This window comes from Pelagerythrobacter marinus (assembly GCF_034375205.1).
Classification (GTDB): domain Bacteria; phylum Pseudomonadota; class Alphaproteobacteria; order Sphingomonadales; family Sphingomonadaceae; genus Pelagerythrobacter; species Pelagerythrobacter marinus.
This window is the reverse complement of the sequence record NZ_CP139719.1, coordinates 1,218,347-1,240,216: the sequence shown is the minus strand read 5'-3', so window position 1 is coordinate 1,240,216 and position 21,870 is coordinate 1,218,347. Positions and strand designations below refer to the sequence as shown.

At 69.9% G+C, this 21,870-nt stretch carries 20 protein-coding genes and 1 other RNA gene; 6 read left to right on the top strand and 15 right to left on the bottom strand.

Annotated elements, in window-relative coordinates; all coding sequences use genetic code 11:
* Positions 1–67: 67 nt before the first annotated feature.
* The 9 genes from lon to T8T98_RS05910 form a co-directional block, all read right to left on the bottom strand.
* Entirely contained in the window at positions 68–2,494 is a 2,427-nt protein-coding gene (gene lon / locus T8T98_RS05950; RefSeq protein ID WP_251105778.1) for an endopeptidase La, read from the bottom strand.
* Between the two features lie 383 nt (positions 2,495–2,877).
* The gene (locus T8T98_RS05945) at positions 2,878–3,660 is read right to left on the bottom strand and encodes a class II aldolase/adducin family protein (protein WP_237486790.1); all 783 of its coding nucleotides are present in this window, start codon (positions 3,658–3,660) and stop codon (positions 2,878–2,880) included.
* Positions 3,661–3,759: 99 nt separating this feature from the next.
* Positions 3,760–4,101, bottom strand: coding sequence for a YbaB/EbfC family nucleoid-associated protein (locus tag T8T98_RS05940; RefSeq protein WP_160732726.1), 342 nt, complete (start codon positions 4,099–4,101; stop codon positions 3,760–3,762).
* A gap of 28 nt (positions 4,102–4,129) precedes the next feature.
* Positions 4,130–5,950: a DNA polymerase III subunit gamma/tau gene (locus T8T98_RS05935; protein WP_251105779.1), complete on the bottom strand. Its 1,821-nt coding sequence runs from the start codon at positions 5,948–5,950 to the stop codon at positions 4,130–4,132.
* Between the two features lie 46 nt (positions 5,951–5,996).
* Positions 5,997–6,091: signal recognition particle sRNA small type (ffs, locus tag T8T98_RS05930), an RNA gene on the bottom strand.
* A gap of 68 nt (positions 6,092–6,159) precedes the next feature.
* Positions 6,160–6,438, bottom strand: coding sequence for an NADH dehydrogenase ubiquinone Fe-S protein 4 (locus T8T98_RS05925; RefSeq protein WP_160732724.1), 279 nt, complete (start codon positions 6,436–6,438; stop codon positions 6,160–6,162).
* Positions 6,439–6,455: 17 nt separating this feature from the next.
* A complete protein-coding gene (hrpB, locus tag T8T98_RS05920) occupies positions 6,456–8,930 on the bottom strand; it encodes an ATP-dependent helicase HrpB (protein ID WP_251105780.1) in 2,475 nt (824 codons plus the stop codon).
* Positions 8,931–9,034: 104 nt separating this feature from the next.
* Complete coding sequence (locus T8T98_RS05915; protein ID WP_251105781.1) at positions 9,035–9,277, bottom strand: hypothetical protein; 243 nt, start codon at positions 9,275–9,277, stop codon at positions 9,035–9,037.
* Between the two features lie 143 nt (positions 9,278–9,420).
* On the bottom strand, positions 9,421–10,446 hold the full coding sequence (locus T8T98_RS05910) for a polyprenyl synthetase family protein (protein ID WP_160732721.1): 1,026 nt from the start codon (positions 10,444–10,446) through the stop codon (positions 9,421–9,423).
* Positions 10,447–10,524: 78 nt separating this feature from the next.
* Between T8T98_RS05910 and T8T98_RS05905 the strand changes: the two genes are divergently transcribed.
* Positions 10,525–10,857: a chorismate mutase gene (locus tag T8T98_RS05905; protein ID WP_251105782.1), complete on the top strand. Its 333-nt coding sequence runs from the start codon at positions 10,525–10,527 to the stop codon at positions 10,855–10,857.
* Entirely contained in the window at positions 10,854–11,387 is a 534-nt protein-coding gene (locus T8T98_RS05900; RefSeq protein ID WP_251105783.1) for a hypothetical protein, read from the top strand. The genes T8T98_RS05905 and T8T98_RS05900 overlap by 4 nt, the downstream gene beginning before the upstream one ends.
* A gap of 4 nt (positions 11,388–11,391) precedes the next feature.
* Here T8T98_RS05900 and T8T98_RS05895 read toward each other — a convergent pair whose 3' ends face one another.
* The 4 genes from T8T98_RS05895 to T8T98_RS05880 all read right to left on the bottom strand — a co-directional run bounded on the left by T8T98_RS05895 (position 11,392) and on the right by T8T98_RS05880 (position 14,815).
* Complete coding sequence (locus T8T98_RS05895; RefSeq protein WP_407675100.1) at positions 11,392–12,933, bottom strand: sensor histidine kinase; 1,542 nt, start codon at positions 12,931–12,933, stop codon at positions 11,392–11,394.
* Positions 12,884–13,561 carry a response regulator transcription factor gene (locus T8T98_RS05890; protein WP_160732717.1) on the bottom strand — a complete coding sequence of 226 codons (678 nt, stop codon included), beginning with the start codon at positions 13,559–13,561 and terminating at the stop codon, positions 12,884–12,886. Before T8T98_RS05890 ends, T8T98_RS05895 begins: the two co-directional genes overlap by 50 nt.
* Before the next feature lie 120 nt (positions 13,562–13,681).
* Positions 13,682–13,987, bottom strand: coding sequence for a PepSY domain-containing protein (locus T8T98_RS05885; RefSeq protein ID WP_160732716.1), 306 nt, complete (start codon positions 13,985–13,987; stop codon positions 13,682–13,684).
* A 102-nt stretch (positions 13,988–14,089) separates the two neighbouring features.
* Entirely contained in the window at positions 14,090–14,815 is a 726-nt protein-coding gene (locus T8T98_RS05880; protein WP_160732715.1) for an SIMPL domain-containing protein, read from the bottom strand.
* A gap of 153 nt (positions 14,816–14,968) precedes the next feature.
* Between T8T98_RS05880 and T8T98_RS05875 the strand changes: the two genes are divergently transcribed.
* Both T8T98_RS05875 and T8T98_RS05870 read left to right on the top strand, forming a co-directional pair.
* Positions 14,969–16,564 (top strand): amidohydrolase family protein, encoded by a 1,596-nt coding sequence (locus T8T98_RS05875; protein WP_251105784.1) that lies wholly within the window; start codon positions 14,969–14,971, stop codon positions 16,562–16,564.
* Between the two features lie 50 nt (positions 16,565–16,614).
* Entirely contained in the window at positions 16,615–18,420 is a 1,806-nt protein-coding gene (locus tag T8T98_RS05870; RefSeq protein ID WP_251105785.1) for an ABC-F family ATP-binding cassette domain-containing protein, read from the top strand.
* 4 nt (positions 18,421–18,424) lie between these two features.
* On the opposite strand, the gene T8T98_RS05865 is transcribed toward T8T98_RS05870, so the two are convergent.
* Complete coding sequence (locus T8T98_RS05865) at positions 18,425–18,901, bottom strand: DUF6456 domain-containing protein (protein WP_160732712.1); 477 nt, start codon at positions 18,899–18,901, stop codon at positions 18,425–18,427.
* Positions 18,902–19,004: 103 nt separating this feature from the next.
* Between T8T98_RS05865 and T8T98_RS05860 the strand changes: the two genes are divergently transcribed.
* Positions 19,005–19,577, top strand: coding sequence for a helix-turn-helix domain-containing protein (locus T8T98_RS05860; protein WP_160732711.1), 573 nt, complete (start codon positions 19,005–19,007; stop codon positions 19,575–19,577).
* Positions 19,538–20,752, top strand: coding sequence for a glycosyltransferase (locus T8T98_RS05855; RefSeq protein ID WP_407675099.1), 1,215 nt, complete (start codon positions 19,538–19,540; stop codon positions 20,750–20,752). Before T8T98_RS05860 ends, T8T98_RS05855 begins: the two co-directional genes overlap by 40 nt.
* A gap of 128 nt (positions 20,753–20,880) precedes the next feature.
* On the opposite strand, the gene secF is transcribed toward T8T98_RS05855, so the two are convergent.
* Positions 20,881–21,858, bottom strand: a complete 978-nt coding sequence (secF, locus tag T8T98_RS05850; RefSeq protein ID WP_160732709.1) for a protein translocase subunit SecF — start codon at positions 21,856–21,858, stop codon at positions 20,881–20,883.
* Between the last annotated feature and the right edge of the window lie 12 nt (positions 21,859–21,870).

Sequence of the window (21,870 nt, the reverse complement as noted above, 5' to 3'; positions counted from 1 at the left end):
CGGCAAGATTTGCCCGCGCCGGCCGCCCGCCCCCCGGGCCGTAGCGGCACGCGCGCGGCGGCGGCGATCAGTGCGCGGTCGGCGCCTGTTCGCCCAGCGCCTGCGCGGGATGGCCCGGCTGGCTGGCAATATCGTCCGCCTCGGTCCACTCGATCGGGTCGGGCTGCGAAACCAGTGCCTTTTCAAGCACCTGATCGACATGGCTGACCGGCACGATCTCCAGCCCATCCTTCACGTTCGCGGGGATTTCGGCCAGGTCCTTCACGTTCTCTTCCGGGATCAGCACGGTCTCGATCCCGCCGCGCAGCGCCGCCAGCAGCTTCTCCTTCAGTCCGCCGATCGCCAGAACCCGCCCGCGCAGCGTGACCTCGCCGGTCATCGCCACGTCGGGCCGCACCGCGATCCCGGTCAGGGTCGAAACGATCGAGGTGACCATGCCGATGCCCGCGCTCGGCCCGTCCTTGGGCACCGCGCCTTCGGGCAGGTGGATGTGGATGTTCTTGCGCTGGAAGATGCTCGGCTTGATGCCATAGGCCGGCGCGCGCGCCTTGACGAAGCTGAAGGCCGCGGCGACCGATTCGTTCATCACCTCGCCCAGCTTGCCGGTCGTCTTGATCTCTCCCCGCCCCCCGCCGACGGCGGGCGTGGTCACGCTCTCGATCGTCAGCAGTTCGCCGCCCACCTCGGTCCAGGCGAGGCCGGTGACGGCGCCGACCTGCGGCTCCTCTTCCGACATGCCGTGCTTGAACTTGCGCACCCCGGCGAAGTCGCCGAGATTGTCGGGCGTGATCTGCACGCTCCCGGCCTTGTTCTCGAGGATGCGGCGCAGCGACTTGCGCGCCAGCCGCGCGATCTCGCGCTCCAGCGTGCGCACGCCCGCCTCGCGCGTGTAGTGGCGGATCAGGGCGCGCAGCCCGTCCTCGGTCAGTTCGAACTCGCCTTCCTTCAGGCCGTGCGCCTCGATCTGCTTGGGGATCAGGTGCCGCTGGGCGATCTCGACCTTCTCATCCTCCGTATAGCCTTCGAGCCGGATGATCTCCATCCGGTCCAGCAGCGGCTGCGGCAGGTTGAGGCTGTTCGCCGTAGTGACGAACATGATGTCCGACAGGTCGATGTCCAGTTCCAGGTAGTGGTCCTGGAACTTGCTGTTCTGTTCCGGGTCGAGCACCTCGAGCAGGGCCGAGGCCGGGTCGCCGCGGAAGTCCTGCCCCAGCTTGTCGATCTCGTCGAGCAGGAAGAGCGGGTTGCTGGCCCCTGCCTTCTTGAGGTTGGTGACGATCTTGCCCGGCAGCGAGCCGATGTAGGTGCGCCGGTGGCCGCGGATCTCGGCCTCGTCGCGCACGCCGCCCAGGCTCTGGCGGATGAACTCGCGCCCCGTGGCGCGCGCGATCGACTTGCCGAGCGAGGTCTTGCCGACCCCGGGCGGGCCGACGAGGCACAGGATCGGCCCCTTCAGCTTGTCGGTCCGCGCCTGGACCGCGAGGTACTCGACGATCCGGTCCTTCACTTTCTCCAGCGCGTAGTGATCCTCGTCGAGGATCGCCTGCGCCTCGCCGATGTCCTTCTTCAGCTCCGATGCCTTGCCCCAGGGCAGGCCGAGCAGGACGTCGAGGTAGTTGCGGATGACGGTCGCCTCCGCGCTCATCGGCTGCATCGTCTTGAGCTTCTTCAGCTCGCTCTCGGCCTTGGCGCGGGCTTCGTCCGACAGTTCGAGGCTCTCGATCTTGGCCTGGAGCTCGGCAATCTCGTCACCGTCCTCGCCGTCGCCGCCGCCCAGCTCGCTCTGGATCGCCTTGAGCTGTTCGTTCAGGTAGTATTCGCGCTGGGTCTTCTCCATCTGCCGCTTCACGCGGCCGCGGATCTTGCGTTCGACCTGGAGGACCGAGAGCTCGCCTTCCATGAACGACATGACCATCTCGAGCCGCTTGAGCGGGTCGAGTTCGGTCAGCAGCGCCTGCTTGTCGGCCACTTTCGCGCCGATCGCGGCGGCGATCGTGTCGGCGAGCTGGCCGGCGTCGTCGATCTCGCCCAGTTCCTCGCCCGCGCCTTCGCCCAGCTTCTTGTTGAGCTTCGCATATTCGTCGAACTGCTCGATCACCTGGCGCATCATCGCCACGACTTCGTTGCCCGAGGCCGTGCCCGGTTCGCGCAGGGTCACTTCGGCCACGATGAAGTCGCCGTTGGGCTTCAGCCCTTCCAGCCGGGCGCGCGCCGTGCCCTCAACCAGCACGCGCACGGTGCCGTCGGGCAGCTTGAGCATCTGCAGCACCTGGGCGACGGTGCCGATGTCGTAGAGATCGTCTTCCCCCGGCTCGTCGCACCCGGGATCGAGCTGCGAGAGGAGGAAGATGTCCTTGCTGCCGTCTTCGCCGCTCGCCTCCATCGCCGCTTCGAGCGCGGCGACCGACTTGTCGCGCCCGACGAAGAGGGGCACGACCATGCCGGGGAAGACGACGATGTCGCGCAGGGGGAGAAGGGGGTAATGCTGGTTCATTGCGTCAATCCGTAGGTCTGGCGCGGCAACCGGTGCGCCGCGCCTGGCCCGGAGATATGGGAACCCGCCCCGCCCGCCGCAACGCCTGCCACCCGCGAAGCTGTGGATGCCGCCCCCGGCGGGGGAGACATGGACCGCCTGTTACACTGTCCTGGGGAAGAAAAACCGCGCTCCCTCAGCCCCCGCCGAACGCCGCCTGCGCGGCGCGCGCGAGGCTGCATGGCGGGTAACGGGATGACGCGTGACGAGCGGAGCATGGCCCCACGATGGCAGATTCGCGCCGTGTAGGAAAACCATGCGCGAACGATCTTCGCGGCGCCGGGACAAAGGGCCGCCGGCGCACCCGGCGGGCGGGACGCCCCGCCCCGCGCGCGGCCCCTGTTCTATTCGCGGAAGCCCGGGTCGATCCGGTCGAGCTTGCGCAGGAGCGCAGGCCAGGCGAGCGCATTGGCGACCATGCCGATGCCGGCGGGCGGGGTCTGCTCGCGCACTTTTTCCGGCGTGCCCTGGGGCGGGTTGTGCAGCCCGTCGCGCCCGGCGGAAAGCATCTTCACCTGGGCATCGCAGGCGCGCTCGAGGAAATAGAGGCGCAGGAAGCATTCGCCGACCGTGCGGCCGATCGCCAGGGTGCCGTGGTTGCGCAGGATCATCGCGTGCCTGTCGCCCATGTCCTCGACCAGGCGCTCGCGCTCTTCCAGGTCGGTCGCGATCCCCTCGTACTCGTGATAGGCGATGTCGCTGCGCGCGATCATCCCGGTCTGCGTATGCTCCATCAGCCCGTCGGCCATCGCGCTGACCGCCTGCCCCGCCGGGGTATGCAGGTGCATGACCGCATGGGCATCCTCGCAGTTCATGTGCAGCGCCGAATGGATCGTGAAGCCCGCCGGGTTGACCGGGTGGCTGGTGGGGATGACCGGCTGCCCCTCGACATCGATCTTCACCAGGCTGGAGGCCGTGATCTCCTCGAACATCATGTCGTAGGGATTGATCAGGAAATGGTGCTCCGGCCCCGGTACGCGGGCGGAAAGGTGGGTGAAGATCAGGTCGTCCCAGCCGTAGAGCGCGACGAGGCGGTAGGCGGCGGCGAGATCGACCCGCACCGCCCATTCCTCGTCCGAAACCTGCGCACGAACGTCCGCGTCGGACCCGGTCGCGTTATCGTTCATCACCGTTGCCATGCTGCCTCTCCGATTGGTTGTCTTTCGCCACCGGTAGCATGATTTGGCGGGCGGGCGCCATGGCCATGGCGCCAGGGCCGCCCCGGGTCACCCCATGCCGGGCAGGTTGAAGCCCGGGGGCAGGCCCATGCCGCCCTGCATCTTCTTCATTTCCTCGTTCGAAACGCGGTCCGCCTTGTCGCGCGCGTCGTTGAAGGCGGCGGTGACGAGGTCTTCCACCATCTGCTTTTCTTCGGGCTTCATCAGGCTCTCGTCGATCTCGACGCGCAGGATGCGGCCCTTCGCGCTGGCGCGGACCTTGACCATGCCGCCGCCGGCCACGCCCTCGACCTCGATCGCGTCGAGCTTGGCCTGCATCTCGCCCATCTGGGTCTGGATCTGCTCGGCCGCCTTCTGCGCGGCCTGGATCATCTCTTCCATCGATTGCATCGCTTGCGTCCTCGTTGTTCCGTTCGGGTCAGCGGCCCCAGGCCTGGCGGCCGGCGGGCTGGATCTCGGCATCCTCGACCAGCTCGGCCTCGGGGAAAGCCGCGAAGGCCGCCTCGACCAGCGGGTGCGCGCGCATTTTCGCCTGAGCTTCCGCTTTCGCCGCTTCCTCGCGCTCGCGCAAGCTCGGCTCGCCGCCGGTCTCGCGCTGTTCGACGTCCCACCGGCTGCCGGTGAGCTTGTAGAGCGTATCGCGGAAATCGGCCGCCGGATCGCCGACGAAGCCGGGCGCGAGGGCATAGACCAGCCGGCCCTGCGCCACCTCCACCGGGCGGACCCAGTCGCGCATCGTCTGCGCCACGCGCAGCGCGCCGGCGGCATCGACCTGCTCGACCAGCGCCTGCCAGTCGATCGCGCCGGCGGCGGCCGGGGCGGTGCCGGAGGGGGCGGCCGCGTCGCCGGCAGCAGGGGCGACGCCGCTGGCGGCCATGTCGTCCAGCTTCTTCGCCAGCTTGCCCGGATCGGGCAGGTCGGCGGCGTGGAGCACGCGCAGGAGCGCCATCTGCGCCGAGACCAGCGGATCGGGCGCCTGGCGCACTTCGTCGTAGCCCTTGAGCAGGAGCTGCCACAGGCGGTGAAGCTGGCCGGCGGAAAGGCGCGCCGCCCATTCGGCCAGCGCGGCCCGTTCCTCCGCGCTCGGCGCGTCGGGCTCCGCCTGGCCGATCTGGGCCACCGTGATCCGGTGGACAAGGTCCATCAGCCCGCGCATCAGCGCCAGCGGTTCGACGCCGAGCGCGTACTGGTCCGATACGCCGTCGAGCAGGGCCCGCGCATCGCCTTCCAGGATCGTGCCGAGCAGGCGGCGCTGCGCGCCCTTGTCGGCCAGGCCCAGCATGTCGCGCACCCGATCCGCCGTGACCTGCCCGTCTTCGCCCAGGTCGGCATGGGCGATCGCCTGGTCGAGGATCGAGAGCCCGTCGCGCACCGAGCCTTCGGCCGCGGCGGCGATCATCGCCAGGGCCTCGGCCTCGGCCGCGACCCCTTCCTGTTCGCAGACCCAGGCGAAATGCGCCTGGAGCAGTTCGGCCGGGATGCGGCGCAAGTCGAACCGCTGCGTCCGGCTGAGGACGGTGACCGGCAGCTTGTCCACTTCGGTCGTCGCGAAGAGGAACTTCACATGCGCGGGCGGTTCCTCAAGTGTCTTCAGCAAGGCATTGAAAGCATTGCGAGACAACATGTGAACTTCGTCGATGATATAGATCTTGTAGCGCGCGCTGACCGCGGCGTAGCGGACCGCCTCGATGATCTCGCGCACGTCGTCCACGCCGGTATGGCTCGCGGCGTCCATCTCGATCACGTCGATATGGCGCCCCTCGGCGATCGCGCGGCACGGCTCGCACACGCCGCACGGGTCGATCGTCGGCCCGCCCTGCCCGTCGGGGCCGATGCAGTTGAGCGCCTTGGCCACCAGCCGCGCGGTCGATGTCTTGCCCACCCCGCGCACGCCGGTCATCAGGAAGGCATGGGCGAGCCGGTCGCGCTCGATCGCGTTGGCGAGCGTGCGCACCATCGGTTCCTGCCCGATCAGCTGGGAAAAGGTCTGCGGGCGATACTTGCGCGCCAGCACGCGATAGGGCTGGTTCGCCGGGGGCGGCGTTTCTTTCGCGGCGGCAGGCTCCGCCGGCTGCGCTGGGGGAGAATCGACGGGCGGATCGGCCGGCGCATCGCCGAACATCGCGCCCTGCCCTTCGGCCTCCAGCTCGGCCGCGCTCGGCTTCGCCGCCGCGTCCTCCCCCGTATCCCAGGGCAGGTCGTGCGCGCCGTTTCCCGCGTCTGTCGGTGAATCACCCATGCTCGCCTAGGTAGGCGCTTGCCGGGGGATTGTCATGCTGGTGTGGAGAAAAGGAGCCGGGCGACCCGCCGCAATTCACCTGGGCTGCTTCCTTCCGGACCTGACCCGGTGAGCGAACGCAAACGTCCACCCGACTCCCGGGCCGCCATATGGCCGGGCCCGCGGCGGATTTCAACCTTGAAGACGGCCGCGCGGCGCGCCCGGCGCGATCAGCGGAAATTGTCGGCGTAAGCCTGGAGCTTGAGATGCCGCGGCGGCGTTTCGTGAACGCGCGCGGGAATGCCGTATTTCGCGGCATAGGCCTGCGCCGCCGCCTTGTCGGGGAACGTCAGCTGGACCTGCGCCTGGGTGTCGCCGCTGCCGATCCAGCCCATCAGCGGATCGGGCAGGCGCGCCTCGGTCTGCTCGAATTCGAGCACCCATTCGTCGATCCGGGCCTTGCCGGACTGCATCGCGTTCTTGGGTCGCTGATAGATACGGGCTGCCATGGGCTCGGTCCTCTAGATCACGAATCGCCGCGTGAAAAGGCGTTCCTCGTCTTCAGGCTCGGCTTTTCGGCCCAGGGTTCCTCGGGCCAGCGGTGCTTGGGATAGCGGCCCTTCATCTCCTTCTTCACCTCGGCCCACGATCCGCGCCAGAAACCGGCGAGGTCGCGGGTGGCCTGGATCGGCCGGCCCGCGGGGCTGGTCAGCTTGAGCAGCAGCGGCGTGTCGCCGATCACCGGGTGCCGTTCCAGCCCGAACAGCGCCTGGACCCGCACTTCCACGCTCGGCGCGTCGTCGCCGGTGTAATCGATCGCGTGGCGGGTGCCCGCGGGCGAGACGAACTCGCGCGGGGCGCCGCGATCGAGCGCCTGGCGGCTGTCCCAGTCGAGCAGCCCGAGCAGGGCCTCCACCACCCGCCCCCGCGGGACCGCGAGATCGCGCCGCCCGGCAAGCAGGGGGCGCAGCCAGAGATCGGCATTCGCCGCCAGTTCCCCGGGCTCGAGCGCGCGGATGCCGGCATGGCGCGCGCGGGCGAGGAGATCGGCGGGGAGCCATGTCCCCAGCCGTTCCACCGCCTTTTCCACAAGGATATCCACAGCGGCCTCGCCATCGGGCGCGGGGTCGGGGCCGCTCGCGAGGACGATGGCGTCAAGCCGCCGCTCCAGCCGCGCCTCGACCCGCTGCTCCCCCTCGTTCCAGCGGACCACCTGCCGCCGCGCGATCCGTTCGGGCAGCCAGCGCTCGATCGCGCTTTCCTCCAGCGGCAGGGCGGCGGTGATCCGCGCGCCTTTCGCCTGCCCCTGGGCATCGCCGATCGCGATCCACTCGCTGCGCGCCAGCGGGCTCGCCGGGTCGAGCACGAACCCGCGCCCCCCGGCCGAGAGCCAGTGTTCGCCCGAGCGATCGCGCCGCCGGGCGATGTTGTCGGGCATTCCGGCGGCGAGCAGGATGCCGGGCGGGACCGCGCCTGCCCCCCGATCCGCCGCCGCCGGCTTGTCCGCCCCCGCCAGCTTGCCCGCCTGCGCGGCCCAGCGCGCGGCCAGCTTGCGGCTCGCCCCGGCGCGGGCGGAGCGGTCGCCGGCCCAGCGCTGGAGGCGTGACGCCAGGTCCTCCCCCCGGCCGCCCAGCCCGCGCTCCTGCAGCAGCAGCGCGATCCGCGCCGCCTCTTCCGCCGCGCCGTGCTCCGCGCCGAACAGGACCATGGCGGCATGGGCCGGCCCCAGCGGCAGCGCGGCCAGCGTTTCGCCGCGCGGCGTGATCCGCCCCGCGCCATCGAGCGCGCCGAGCCGTTCGAGCCGTTCGCGCGCCGAGGCGACGGCGGCTGCCGGCGGCGGGTCGATCCACGGCAGCGAGGCGGGATCGGCCGTGCCCCACCGCGCGAGCGCGAGGACGAGCGGGGCGAGATCGGCGCTGGCGATTTCCGGCAGGTCGAACGCGGGCCGCCCGGGGTGGGCCGCCTCTTCCCACAGGCGATAGGCGACGCCCGGGCCCTGCCGCGCCGCGCGGCCGGCGCGCTGCCCGGCCGCGGCCTGGCTGGCACGGCGGGTGACGAGATGGGTCGTGCCCGCCGCCTTGTCGAACAGCGCGTGGCGGGCGAGGCCGCTGTCCACGACCACCGATACCCCGTCGAGCGTCAGCGAGGTTTCCGCGATCGCGGTCGCGAGCACGATCCGGCGGCGGCCCTGCGGATCGCGGCGGAGCGCGGCGCGCTGGGCCGCGGGATCGACCTGGCCGTGGAGCGGCAGGACCGGGGTGTCGGGCAGCCGTTCGGCGAGCCGTTCCTGCACCCGCGCGATTTCCCCGGCACCGGGCAGGAAGGCGAGCAGGTCGCCGCCCGCCCCCGCGCCATCGCCCGCCGTCTCGCGCCAGGCGGTCATGACGGCGGCGGCCATCGCATCCTCTATCCGCTTGTCAGGGAACGATCCCAGCCACCTGATTTCCAGGGGAAAAGCGCGCCCCTCGCTTTCCACGACCGGGGCATCGTCCCCCAGCAGGGCGGCGAAGCGCGCGCCGTCGATCGTTGCCGACATCACGCAGATGCGCAGGTCCTCGCGCAGGACCGCGCGGCTTTCGAGCGCGAGCGCCAGCCCGAGGTCGCTGTCGAGGTGCCGTTCGTGCGCCTCGTCGAATAGCACGGCGGAAACGCCGGGCAGTTCCGCGTCGGCCACGATCCGGTTTACGAAGATCGCCTCCGTCATCACCAGCACGCGCGTTCGCGCCGATGTGCGGCTGTCGAGACGTGTCATGTAACCGACTGTTTCACCCGGCTTTTCACCGACGAGCGCGGCCATGCGCTCGGCCGCGGCACGGGCCGCAACCCGCCGCGGGCTGAGCACGATCACCTGCCCGCTGCACCAATCCTCGCCCAGCAGGGCCGGGGCGACCACGGTGGTCTTGCCCGCCCCCGGCGGCGCGACCAGCACGGCCGCACCGGGCCCGCGCAAGGCGGCCAGCAGGTCCGGCAGCACGGCATGGACGGGAAGCTCGGCGGGCACGGGCCGTTCCCTATCCCGTCGGGCCGAGCGAAGTCGAGATGGCGTGGCGTCCCCCTGCCCGGCGAGGTTGCGCCGGCAGGCCAGCCGCGCCGCAAGGCCGGCGGTCAGCCCCGGGCCGTCGGGTCGCCCAGCGCGCGGTTGAGGGCCGCCGCCTCGCGCGCCAGCCGCGCGAGCGCCGCAGGATCGATCGCATCGCCTTCGCGCAGCACGAGGTTGCCCAGTTCATATTTTCCGCTCGGCCTGATTCGCGGCTCGATCCCGGTCAGCCGCTTGCCGCGCCAGAAACCGAGCAGGACGCGCTCCGGCTCGGCGCGGATGAGGATGCACGGACGACCAGGTTGCCCCACTTGATCGCCTGTTCGAACGGTGCGGCCGCGGCAATCGTCTCGCGCATGGGAGGCACGACGCGCGCCTGCCAGCCGGACAGGCTTTCGACGAAGACTTCGGGGCTGGCCGCTGCCTTCATCGCCGGTTTCATCGCTGCGGAGGCTCAATAACCGCGCGCGACCGCGAAATGCGCGGCTTCGGCCATGGCCGAGCGCGCCTTGCCGTCGGGGAAGATCGAGATCGCATCGACCGCGCGCGCGGCGAAATGGCGCGCCCGCTCGCGCGTCGCCTCGACCGCGTCGTACTTGTCGATCAGGTGGATCGCCTCGGCCAGGTCGGCGTCCGCCGTGCGATGGCCGGCAATCGCGGCCTGCCAGAACTTGCGTTCTTCCGCCGTGCCGCGGGCATAGGCGAAGATCACCGGCAGGGTCATCTTCCCTTCGCGGAAGTCGTCGCCGCGGTCCTTGCCCATTTCGGCGGCATCCGAATCGTAATCGATCGCGTCGTCCACCAGCTGGAAGGCGACGCCGAGGTTGCGGCCGTAATCGTCCAGCGCCTGTTCCTCGCGCTCGCCGCACTCGGCCACGACCGCGCTGATCCGGCTGGCGGCGGCGAACAGCGCGGCCGTCTTCGCGCCGATGATCTGGAGATAGCGCTCCTCGCTCGTCTCGATCTGGCGCTGCGCGGTCAGCTGCGAGACTTCGCCCTCGGCAATCACCGCGCTGGCGCCCGAAAGGATCTTCAGCACTTTCAGGCTGCCATCCTCGGTCATCAGTTCGAAGGCGCGGCTGAACAGGAAATCGCCGACCAGCACGGTGGCCGGGTTGCCGAAGATGATATTGGCCGCCGCCTTGCCGCGCCGCAGCTCGCTGCCGTCCACGACATCGTCGTGCAGCAGGGTGGCGGTGTGGATGAATTCCACCGCCGCGGCCAGGCGGTGATGGCGCGTGCCCTGGTATCCGACCAGCTCCGCCCCGGCGAGCGTGAGCATCGGGCGCAGGCGCTTGCCCCCGCCGGAGATCAGGTGCCCGGCGAGCCGCGGGATCAGCGGGATTTCGCTCTGCATCCGTTCGAGGATCACCGCGTTGACCGAGTTCATGCCGTTCGCCGTCAGCGCCAGCATGGGTTCGAGCGTGGGCGGCGCATCGGCCGGGTTCCGGCGCGGCAGGGGGACGATATCGGCAGTCATTGCGCGCCCGCATTGCGGCGCATGGCGGGGCTTGGCAAGCTTGGATTTGTTCGCGGGCGCGTGATAAGCCCGCCCGCGATGCCCGATTCCGCGACCCTGGATCCGAACGCCCCGCCCGCCGCCGGCGACGCGCAGCTCGCCGCCTTCCGCCGCAGCATCGACAATATCGATGCCGCGCTGATCCATATCCTGGCGGAGCGGTTTCGCATCACCCAGGCCGTGGGCGAATACAAGGCGGCCAACGCCCTGCCCCCGGCCGACCCTGCGCGCGAGACCGAGCAGATTGCCCGCCTGCGCGCGCTGGCGGAGGACGCGCAGCTCGATCCCGAGTTCTCGGAGAAGTTCCTGCGCTTCATCATCGACGAGGTCATCCGCCACCACGAGCGCGCGCGCGAAGGCGGCCGCGCTTGAGCGAAGGCGGCGCCTCCGCCCCCGGCGGCGAGGCCGACAGGTCGCGCGACGCCGCCGCCACGCTGGGCGGGCTCGAATATCTGCTGCCCTTCGCCGCCGCCGCCGCATCGGGGGTCGCGCGCGAGGAGTGGAAGCATTTCCGGCTGGCTCGGCGCGCGGATTTCGAGGTGCGCGTGATCGACGGCGACTGGGAGGACGAGGGCGCGCGCCGATACCGGTGGACGCTGGAGATCGCGAACAACACCCCCTCGGGCGCGAAGATCGTCGATTGGGATACGACCCACGCCTCGGGCGGCGCGCTCTATCGCGATGCCCCGGGTTCGGAGATGGAGCGCCGTTCGGACGGGCCGAGCCTCCAGCCGCTCGACCCGTTCCTCGCCCGCGAATCGGAGACTGAGCTCTATTTCCGCGCCGCGATCGACGATGCGCCGGGCCGGCCGGCCAAGAAGTTCGTCAAGCTGGTCCTGAGTGTCTTCCCTTTCGATCGCGACGGCCCGCGCGACGTGCCCTGCACGCTCGCCATTCTCTAGCCGGCTAGGCCGCGCGCGGGAGGATCAGCCGGACGAGCAGGCCGCCGAGGTCTTCGCTCTCGTCCAGTTCGACCGCGCCGCCATATATCTCCGCCACGTCGCGCACGATCGCGAGGCCCAGCCCGGTCCCCGGCTTGTCGGTATCGAGCCGCGCGCCGCGATCGAAGATGCGCGTTCGCTCCGCCGGGGGGATGCCGGCGCCGTCGTCCTCGATCCAGGTCACGCAGCGCTCCGCATCGGGCTCCGCATCGATCGTCACGAAGACGCTGCCGCCGCCGTATTTCGCGGCGTTCTCGATCAGGTTGCCGAGGATCTCGTCTAGATCCTGCCGCTCGATCGCGACGCGCGCCTGGCGGTTGCCGTCGATGTCGAACCGCACGTCGGGGTAAAGGCGCTCGACCGCGCGGCGCACGGCCTCCGCGCTTTCGCAGGCCGGGGTCCGCGCGTGGCCGACCGATCGGCGACCCACCGCGCGCGCGCGGGCCAGGTGGTGATCGACGTGGCGGCGCATGGTTCGCGCCTCGCGGATCACGGTCGCGGCAAGGTCTGGCGCCTGCGCGGTGGCGGCGTTGTTGACCACGGTCAGCGGGGTCTTGAGCGCATGGGCGAGGTTGCCGGCATGGGTCCGCGCCTCTTCCGCCTGTCGTTCCGAGTGGGCAAGGAGCATGTTCAGCTCCTCCACCAGTGGCTGCACCTCCAGCGGCAGGGGGTCGGAAACCCGGTTGCTGCCGGTCGTGCGGATTCGCTGGATCGCCGCGCGGATGCGCCGCAGCGGACGCAGCCCGTAATAGCTTTGCAGCACGGCCATCCCGAACAGGCCAAGGCCGAGCGCGACGAAGCTCCACGTCAGGATCGAGCGGATGCGGACGATCTGCGCGTCCAGTTCCTCGCGCGCGGCGGCGACCATGAAGGTCCAGCGCGTCTCGCTGTCGGGCAGGATCACGCTGCGTTCGACCACCCGCAGCGGCTCTTCCGGGAACTCGAGATTGTCGTAGTAGTGCGGCTGGTTGTCGAGGTGCCCGCCGCGCGGGGTCAGCGTGCGGTCCCACAGCGATTGCGAGGGTTCGAGCGAATAGGATTCGAACCCCTCGCGCCCTTCGGCGGTGATCTGCCAGTACATGCCGCTGTTGGGTTCGAGGAAGCGCGGTTCGCCGATCGGGCGGATGAAATAGACCTCGCCGTCGGGCGCGACCTCCGAAATGACGATCATCGTGTTGAGCAGGTAGCCGAGCCGCTCGTCGAAACTGCGTTCGACCTGGCCGGTCAGGGTCCGTTCCAGCGCGATCCCCCCGCCCAGAAGCAGGACGACGATCCAGCCCGCGGCGATGAGCAGCATCCGCCGGGCGAGGCTGCCGGTATGGGGGGAGGCAAGATCGTCCCCGCCCCCGCCCGGGCCGCCGGGGCCCGGATCGCCGGAACCATCGCCCCCACCATCGCCCGCGCCGCCGCCCGCGACCGGTGCCGGCCCGCGGGTGGCGGGCGCGCGCGCCGGGTCGTCAGGCGCGCGGTGCGTCGTCGGGGTCGTCGAGGCTATAGCCGAGGCCACGGATGGTCGTGATCACGTCCGCGCCCAGCTTCTTGCGGATGCGGGTAACGAAGACCTCGATCGTGTTCGAATCGCGGTCGAAATCCTGATCGTAGATGTGTTCGATCAGCTCGGTACGGCTGACCACCTTGCCCTTGTGGTGCATCAGGTAGCTCAGCAGCTTGTATTCCTGCGCGGTCAGCTTGACCGGCTCCCCCTTCAGCGTGACCCGGCCCGAGCGCGTATCCAGCCGCACGTCGCCGGCGATCAGCTCGCTCGAGGTATTGCCCGAAGCGCGGCGGATCAGCGCGCGCAGGCGGGCGATCAGTTCCTCCGTCTGGAAGGGCTTGGCGAGGTAGTCGTCGGCCCCGGCGTCGAGCCCGGCGACCTTGTCCGACCAGCTGTCGCGCGCGGTCAGGACGAGAACGGGGAACGTGCGCCCTTCGCGCCGCCACATGCCGAGCACGGTCAGGCCGTCGATCTCGGGCAGGCCGAGATCGAGGATGACCGCGTCGTAATCCTCGGTCGAGCCGAGGAAATGGCCGTCTTCGCCGTCGGTCGAAAGATCGACCGCGTAGCCGTTCTGTTCGAGCGTGGACTTGAGCTGCTGGCCGAGTGTCGGTTCATCCTCGACGATCAGTATGCGCATCGGTGGTCGTTCCCCCTGGATCAGGCCATCGCTAAGTGGGCGTTCGCGTCCGGGCCGTCAACAAGGCCGCGGCCCTTCCCGCCCCGCGGTGCGGCGCGCGCGGTCACCGGCGCCGGGCCATCAGCGGCTGCGCCGCACGACGCGCCCCGTGCGCGCATCGACGTCGACGAAGATCACCCGGCCATTGCGAATGAACTTCAGCCGATAGATCTTGGCCGTCGAATCGTAGGCCGGGCCGATATACTCTGCGCCCCGCATTGTCGGGACGACGCGGCGTTCGATATCGGCGAGGCGCAGCTGGTTGCCGGCCTGCATCTCGCGCCGCGCGTCGCTCTGGTCGTCGAGCGACTGGGCGTGCGCGGGCGGCACGGCAAAGCCGGCGATCGCGATCGTGGCGGCCAGGCAAGGGACGATGAGCTTTCGCATGACGCCAACTTGCCTAGACCGAAACGATTGAACAAGCTCTGAATATTGCCGGGCGATCCGGTTCAGACAGGTCCGTTCCGCGAAAGGCGCGCGGGCCGCCCCCTATCGCGTCATCTCGAACGTCAGCGTCACCGTGGCGGCCGTGCCGACTTCGCCGGGGGCGATCCGGGTCCCGGCATCGGCGCTTTCCGCGCTCTGGCGCATGGCCATCGGCCGGGGGCCGCCATGCGACTGGAAACTTTCGGAAATTTCCAGCAGTCGCACGTCCGAATATCCGGCCATGCGGGCATATTCGCGCGCCATGTCCTGCCCGCTGGCAAAGGCGCGCGAACGCGCCTCGCGCCGGGCGGCCTCGTCCGCCTCGAGCATGAAGTTGGGGCCGTAGATATTGTTGGCTCCTGCGGCGACGAGCGCGTCGAGCGCTTCGCCCGCGCGGTCGAGATCGCGCAGCTTGACCTGGACCTGGTTGGTGACGTCATAGCCGACGAAAGTGCGCGTGCCCCCTTCGCGGTCGTAATCGTATTGCGGGTTGAGGCTGAAGTTGGCCGTCTGGATGTCGCGCGCGGCAATGCCCAACTCGCGCAGTTGCGCCGTGACCCGGGCCATGGCGCGCGCGTTCTCGCGAACGGCCTCCTGCGCGCTGGCCGCGCGGGTCGTGACCCCCGCCCCGATCTGCGCCACGTCGGGTTCGCCATAGACGGTCTCGCTGACGGTCAGTTCGACGACCGGACCCTGCGCCTGGACCTGGATCTCGGCGGCCTGCGCGGGCACGAGGGCGACCGGGGTGCAGAGCGCGGCCAGGGCGAACAGGGGCATGGAACGGATCATCGGGCGATCTCCTTTGGTCGTGGATCGGGGTCTTGGACCGTGGTGTTTGTCGGGTCGGGGTGATGCGGCCCTTCCGCTTACGCGCCGATGAACCGCCTTGTTCCCCGGACCGATCGCGGCAATAGGGGGCGCAGCAAGAGGGGGGAGGAAGTCTTGACGTCGATCCTGCGGGCCATTGCCACGATCCTGCTGGGCTGGAGCGCGGCGACAGCCGCCCAACCGTCGATGGAGCGGGTGCCCGATCGCCTGCCCGGCGAAGGCGACGGGCCCTATTCGACGCTGGTGATCGAGGGGGCGACCCTGATCGACGGCACCGGCGCCCCGCCGATGGGCCCGGTGGACATCGTGGTCGAGGGGAACCGGATCGCCGCATTGCACCCTGGCGGCGCGCCGCAGGACGTGCTGCGCCGCGCGGCGCGCACGATCGCGGCGCAGGGGATGTATGTCCTGCCCGGCTTCGTCGATACCCACGGGCACAACGGCGACCCGGGCAAGGCGCCGCAGCCCGGCTACGGCTATCGCCTGTGGCTGGCCCACGGGGTGACGACGGTGCGCGGCGTCTCGTTCTATTTCGGCCCCGGCCAGCCGGACCTTTCGGATGCGGAGCGCAGCACGGCCAATACGATCGTGGCCCCGCGCCTCGTCCCCTACGCGGTGTTCGGCGACAAGTGGGACCGCGGCACGCCCGATACGCCGGAGCGGGCCCGCGAATGGGTCCGCTGGGCCCGCGCGGCCGGCTATCACGGGGTCAAGTTCTTCAACGGCCAGCCGCCGGCCGTGCTGGCCGCCGCGCTGGACGAGGCGAAAGCGCAGCAGATGGGCACCGTCGCGCACCTGGCCCAGGTCGGCGTCGCGCAGGTCAACGCGCGCAAGGCGGTGGAAATGGGCCTTGACGGGGTGACCCATTTCTACGGCCATTTCGAAAGTCTGCTGGCCGACGGCGTCGTTCCCGCCTACCCGGCCGGCTACAACTACCTCGACGAGCAGGACCGCTTCGCCTGGGTCGCGCGGCTGGCCGACCAGATCGTCGAGCCCGGCAGCGAGGAATGGGACGCCTATGTCGATTTCCTGGTCGAAAGCGGCGTGACGCTGAGCCCGACGTTCAACATCTATTCCGCCAGCCGCGACGTCATGCGGATGCGGACGGCCGAATGGCACGAGAAATACACGCTGCCCTCGCTGATGAATTTCTACGAGCCGAGCCTGACCAATCACGGCAGCTATTACCACGACTGGTCGAGCGAGGACGAAGTCGCCTGGCGGCGGTTCTATGCGCCGTGGATGCGGCTGACCAACGAGTTCAAGAACAGGGGCGGGCGGGTCACGGCCGGTTCCGATCCCGGCTATATCTACCAGACCTGGGGTTTTGCCTATGTCGGCGAGCTGGAGATGCTGCGCGAGGCGGGGCTGAGCCCGCTCGAGGTGATCCAGGCGGCGACGATCAACGGCGCGCGCGAGATCTACGAGCCGAAAGGCATCGAGCCGCCGATGGGCAGCATCGCGCCCGGCAAGCTGGCCGACCTGGTGATCGTGCCCGAAAACCCGCTCGACAATCTCAAGGTCCTCTACGGCACCGGCCACACGCGGCTCGACCGCGCGACCAACCGGCTGGAAACGGTCGGCGGCGTGCGCTGGACGATCAAGGACGGGATCGTTTACGACGCGCCCGCCCTGCTCCAAAGCGTGGCCGAAATGGTCGCCGCGCAGAAGGCGCGCGATGCGCGGCAGGGGCCCGCCGCCGGGTCGTGACCCCATCGCCGCTTGCGGCAATGCCCGCCCTCGCCTAACCCGCGCGCCCTATGGCGCAACCACCGATCCTTTCCTGGGAAGGCCTCGCCCTGCAGCAGGGCGGCCGCTGGCTGTTCGGCGGCCCGGGGGAAGACGGCATCGACCTGCATATCGGCCCGCGCGACCGGCTGGCGCTGATCGGCCGCAACGGCGCCGGCAAGACCACGCTGTTCCGCCTGATCGACGACCGGATCGAGGCCGACCATGGCCTTCGCAAGGTCAAGCCCGGCACGCGGATCGTCGTGCTGGAGCAGGAACCGGACTTTTCCGGCTGCGACACGCTGATGGATTTCGCGCTGCGCGGCCCCCACGCCCCGGCCGAGCACGAGGTGGAAGCGATCGCCGGCCAGCTGGGGATCGACATGGCCACGCGGGCCGCGGGCGCGAGCGGGGGCGAGAAACGCCGCGCCGCGATCGCCCGGGCCCTGGCGCAGGAGCCCGACCTGCTGCTGATGGACGAGCCGACCAACCACCTCGACCTGGCCGCGATCGACTGGCTGGAAGGCTGGCTCGACCGGTACAAGGGCGCCTTCGTCGTCATCAGCCACGACCGGACCTTCCTGAAGCGGCTGACCCGGGCGACGATCTGGCTCGACCGCGGCCAGCTGCGGCGCAAGGAAGTCGGCTTTGGCGGCTACGAGGCGTGGGAAGAACAGGTCTATGCCGAGGAAGCGCGCGCCGCGGAAAAGCTCGACGCCAAGCTGAAGATAGAGGCGCACTGGCTCGAGCGCGGGGTGACCGCGCGGCGCAAGCGCAACCAGGGCCGGCTGGAGAAGCTGTGGCAGATGCGCGCCCAGCGCGCGGCGATGATCGCGCCGAAAGGCACGGCCAAGCTCGGCCTTGCGACCGAGGAGGAGTTCAAGTCGAAATCGGTCATCGTGGCCGAGGGTGTCTCGAAGTCCTATGGCGAGCGCCGGATCATCCGCGACTTCACGTTGCGCATCCAGCGCGGCGACCGGATCGGCGTGGTCGGCGCGAACGGCGCGGGCAAGACGACCCTGCTGAAGCTGCTGACCGGCGAGATCGCGCCCGACGAAGGAACGGTCGAGATCTCGAAGAAGCTGACCGGCGTGATGATCGACCAGCAGCGCAGCCTGCTCGAAGGCGATCGCACGGTCCGCCAGGTCCTGGCCGAGGGCGGCGACTGGATCGACGTGCGCGGGGCGCGCAAGCACGTCCAGGGCTATCTCAAGGAATTCCTGTTCGATCCCAAGGTCGTCGATACCAAGGTCGGGATCATGTCGGGCGGCGAGCGCAGTCGGCTGCTGCTGGCGCGCGAGTTCGCCCGCAAGTCCAACCTGCTCGTGCTCGACGAGCCGACCAACGACCTCGATCTCGAGACGCTCGACCTGCTGCAGGAAGTGATCGCCGATTACGAGGGGACCGTCCTGATCGTCAGCCACGATCGCGACTTCCTCGACCGCACGGTCACGCTGACGCTGGGTCTCGACGGCAGCGGCTTCGTCGATATCGTCGCCGGCGGGTACGCGGACTGGGAGGCGAAGCGGCGCGAACGATCCGCCCCCGCGCGCGCCGCGCGCGGCAAGGCCCCGCCGCCCCCGCCTGCGCCCCCGCCGCCGCCGCGCGCGAACAAGCTGTCTTACAAGGACCAGCGCGATTACGAGATGCTGCCCGCCCGGATCGAGGAGCTGGAAGGCGCGATCGCCCGGGGCGAGGCGATCCTGGCCGATCCCGACCTCTTCACCCGCGACCCGCAGAAGTTCGCGAACATCACCAAGGGGATCGAGAACGCCCGCGCCGAGAAGGAAGCGGCGGAGGAGCGCTGGCTCGAACTGGCCGAAATGGTCGAGGGATAGCGCGTCAGGCGATGCGGTAGAATTCGGCCACCCGGTCGAGCGCGATCCGCAGCACGACCTTGCCGCTGCGCGCGGGCCAGGCCAGCGCGCGCTCGGCATCGGCCAGGCTTTCGCACCCGCAGACCACGCGCCACAGGATGTCGGACAGGCCCCGGCCGGCCAGCGCCAAGGCCCCGTCGAACCGCTGCTTCGCCGCGACCTGCCGCTCGCCCGGGGCCATGCGCGGCGCGCCGCCGGGCACCTTGATCCGCACCGGGTCCCACCGCATCGTGACGTCGGGCGACAGCTGGGCGCGCTCGAAATCGGCGCGCAGGCATTCGCCGGCGGCGAACAGGCGATCGTCGAGGTGGCCGCGCGCGTGGAGCCACGACAGCGGCGATTCGGCCAGGTTGACCGTGACCGTGCGCCGCCGGCCCCGCGCCGCCCCGGTGCGGCGGGGCCCCTCCCCCGTCAGTTCGCGTTCGACAAGCTTGCGCGGCATCGCGTGCTCCCTTTCCCGGTGTTGCGCCAGTGACGAATCGACCCTTGCCAAATGGCGAGCGCTGTAGGAAAGTGAAAACCGATTTGGTTAGATGGAGAGCGCCGTGATCAATCGCATCCGCGACATCCGCAAGGAAAAGGGCATGACCCTGGCGGACCTGGCAGAGGCCTGCGACCCGCCGACCACCGCGCAGACGATCGGCCGGCTCGAAACCGGGATGCGCAACCTCTCGACCAAGTGGATGGACCGGATCGGCAAGGCGCTGGGCGTATCGCCCGAGGCGCTCGTCCGGGCCGAGGAAAGCCAGCACCCGCAAGTCGTCGCCACCCTCTCGGCCGGGGGCGCGGAGCCGCTGGCCCGCCCGCGCGACGCGATCGCGCCGAGCGAGATCGGAGGCGAATCCCCGCTCGTCGTGCTTTCGGTGGAAGGCGCCACCGGCCCCTATCTCGCCGGCGACCAGGTCTGGCTGCGCCGGATCGCGCCCGAAGAGGCGCCGCGCGCGATCAATCGCGACGTGCTGGTCCCGCGCAAGGGCGGGCGATTCGCCTTCGGGCGGCTGATCGATCGCAAGGGCACGATGGTCGGCGTTCTCCCGCCCGGCGCGGGGGAGAAACAGCAGGTGATCGATGCGCCCGAATGGCTGGCAGTGGCCGAGATGCTGGTGCGGCGGCTGTGACCCGGCGCCTGCTGTCCCTCTCGACGCTCTACCCCAACGCCTCCACCCCGCAGTTCGGCACTTTCGTCGCGCGCTCGCTGGAAGCGCTCGCCGCGCGGGGGGACTGGGACGTAACGGCGATCAACCCGATCGGAATCCCCCCGCTCGCGCTCGGCCGCTATCGCGCGCTCGCCGCAGCGGCGGTCGACGGGGTGGAAAACGGGGTCGATGTCCGCCGGCCCAGCTACCTGCTGGTGCCGCGCATGGGCGGGCGGATCAATCCCAGCATGATCGCGCGCGCCGTCCTCCCCCTCGCGCGCGAACTGCATGAACGCCGGCCGTTCGACCTCGTCGATGCCCAGTTCTTCTATCCCGACGGCCCGGCCGCGGCCTGGATCGCGGGGCAGCTGGGCCTGCCATATGCGATCAAGGCGCGCGGATCGGACATCACGCTGTGGGGCACCAAGGGCTTCGCCCGCGAACAGATGCTGGAGGCCGCCGCCGGGGCGCGCGGCCTGCTGTCGGTTTCGCGCGCGCTGGCGGACGACATGGTCGAGATCGGGATGCCGCGCGGCAAGATCGCGATCCATTACACCGGGCTCGACCGCGATCGCTTTCGCCCGCTGGCCCATGCCGGTCTGCGCGCGCGCCTGGGCGAGAAGCTGGGCCTGCCGCTGAGCGAAGGCGAACGGCTGGTCGCGACCGTCGGCGCGCTGATCGACCGCAAGGGGCAGGACCTCGTGATCGGCGCGATCGCCAGCATTCCCGGCACCCGCCTGCTGCTGGTCGGCAAGGGGGAGGACGAGAAGCACCTGCGCGCCCTCGCCCGCGACCTGGGCGTGGCCGACCGCGTGCATTTCGTCGGCTCGGTCGATCACGACACCCTGCCGGTGATCCTTTCCGCGGCGGACGCGATGGTTCTGCCGTCGAAGAAGGAAGGGCTGGCCAATGCCTGGGTCGAGGCGCTGGCCTGCGGCACGCCGATCGTCATTTCCGAAGCCGGCGGCGCGCGCGAGCTGGTTACCGGGCCCGATGCCGGATACGTGGTCGCCCGCGATATCGACGCGATCGCCGGCGCGCTGCAGAGGCTGTTCGCCGACCCACCCCCGCGCGAACGCGTCGCGGCGACGGTGGAGCGGTTCGGCTGGCCCGCCCACGCCGCCCGCCTGGCGCAGCTCTACGAAAGCTTCGCCTAGCGAGGCGGCGCCCCGCAGCAGGACGTTCGCGGCCCGCACGCCGTTCGCACGGCGCGCGGTCAGGCCCGATTTCTCAGGCCCGATTTCTCAGGCCCGATCTGTCAGGCCCGATCTGTCAGGCCCGACTTTCAGGCCTCGCCCCGAGCGATCTTTTCCTGCTTGTCGGCCTCGGTCTCGGTCGGGACGAAGCTGTTCGAATCGACCCCCAGCCAGATCAGGATCGGCGCGGCCATGTAGACCGAGCTGTAAGTGCCGACGAAGATCCCCAGCGTGATCGCCGCGACCATGCCGAACAGGCTGGCCGGGCCGAACAGCAGCAGCGGGACCAGCGCGATCAGCAGCGTCAGCGAGGTCATCACGGTACGCGCCAGCGTCTCGTTCACCGACAGGTCGAGCAGCTCGGGCGTCTGCATCTTGCGGTATTTCTTCAGGTTCTCGCGGATGCGGTCGTAGACGACGATCGTGTCGTTCAGCGAATAGCCGATGATCGCCAGGATAGCGGCGATGATCTGCAGGCTGAATTCGAGCTGGAACAGCGCGAACATGCCCAGCGTCAGCGAGACGTCGTGGAACAGCGCGAACAGCGCGCCGACCCCGAACTGCCATTCGAACCGGATCCAGATGTAGAGCGCGACCGCCAGCATGGCCGCGATCAGCGCGAAGGCCGCGTCGCTGCGGAATTCGTCGGAGACCTTGCCCGAGACGTTCTCGTTCCCGTCGAGCCGGAAATCGGCGAACCCGCTTTCCAGCTCGGCGACGATGGCGTTGGCGATGTTCTGCGCCGCTTCGGGGTTGCCTTCCGCGCTGTCGGGCAGCGGGACGCGGATCGAGACCTGGTTGTCCTCGCCGAAGCGCTGGACGATCGGCTCGCCATATCCCAGCTCGGCGACCGTCTCGCGAAGCTCGCCCACGGGGGCCTGCTCGCTTTCGGTGAAGGTCGCGGTGATGTTCAGCCCGCCGGCGAAATCGACGCCGTAGTTCAGCCCCTTGGTCAGCACGAGGCCCCAGCTCGCCGCGATCAGCAGCATGCTGACGACGTAGAACGGGATGCGCCAGCGCAGGAAGCGGATGTTGGTATCGTCGGGGACGAGTTTGAGCAGTTTCATCGGTCGTCTCCC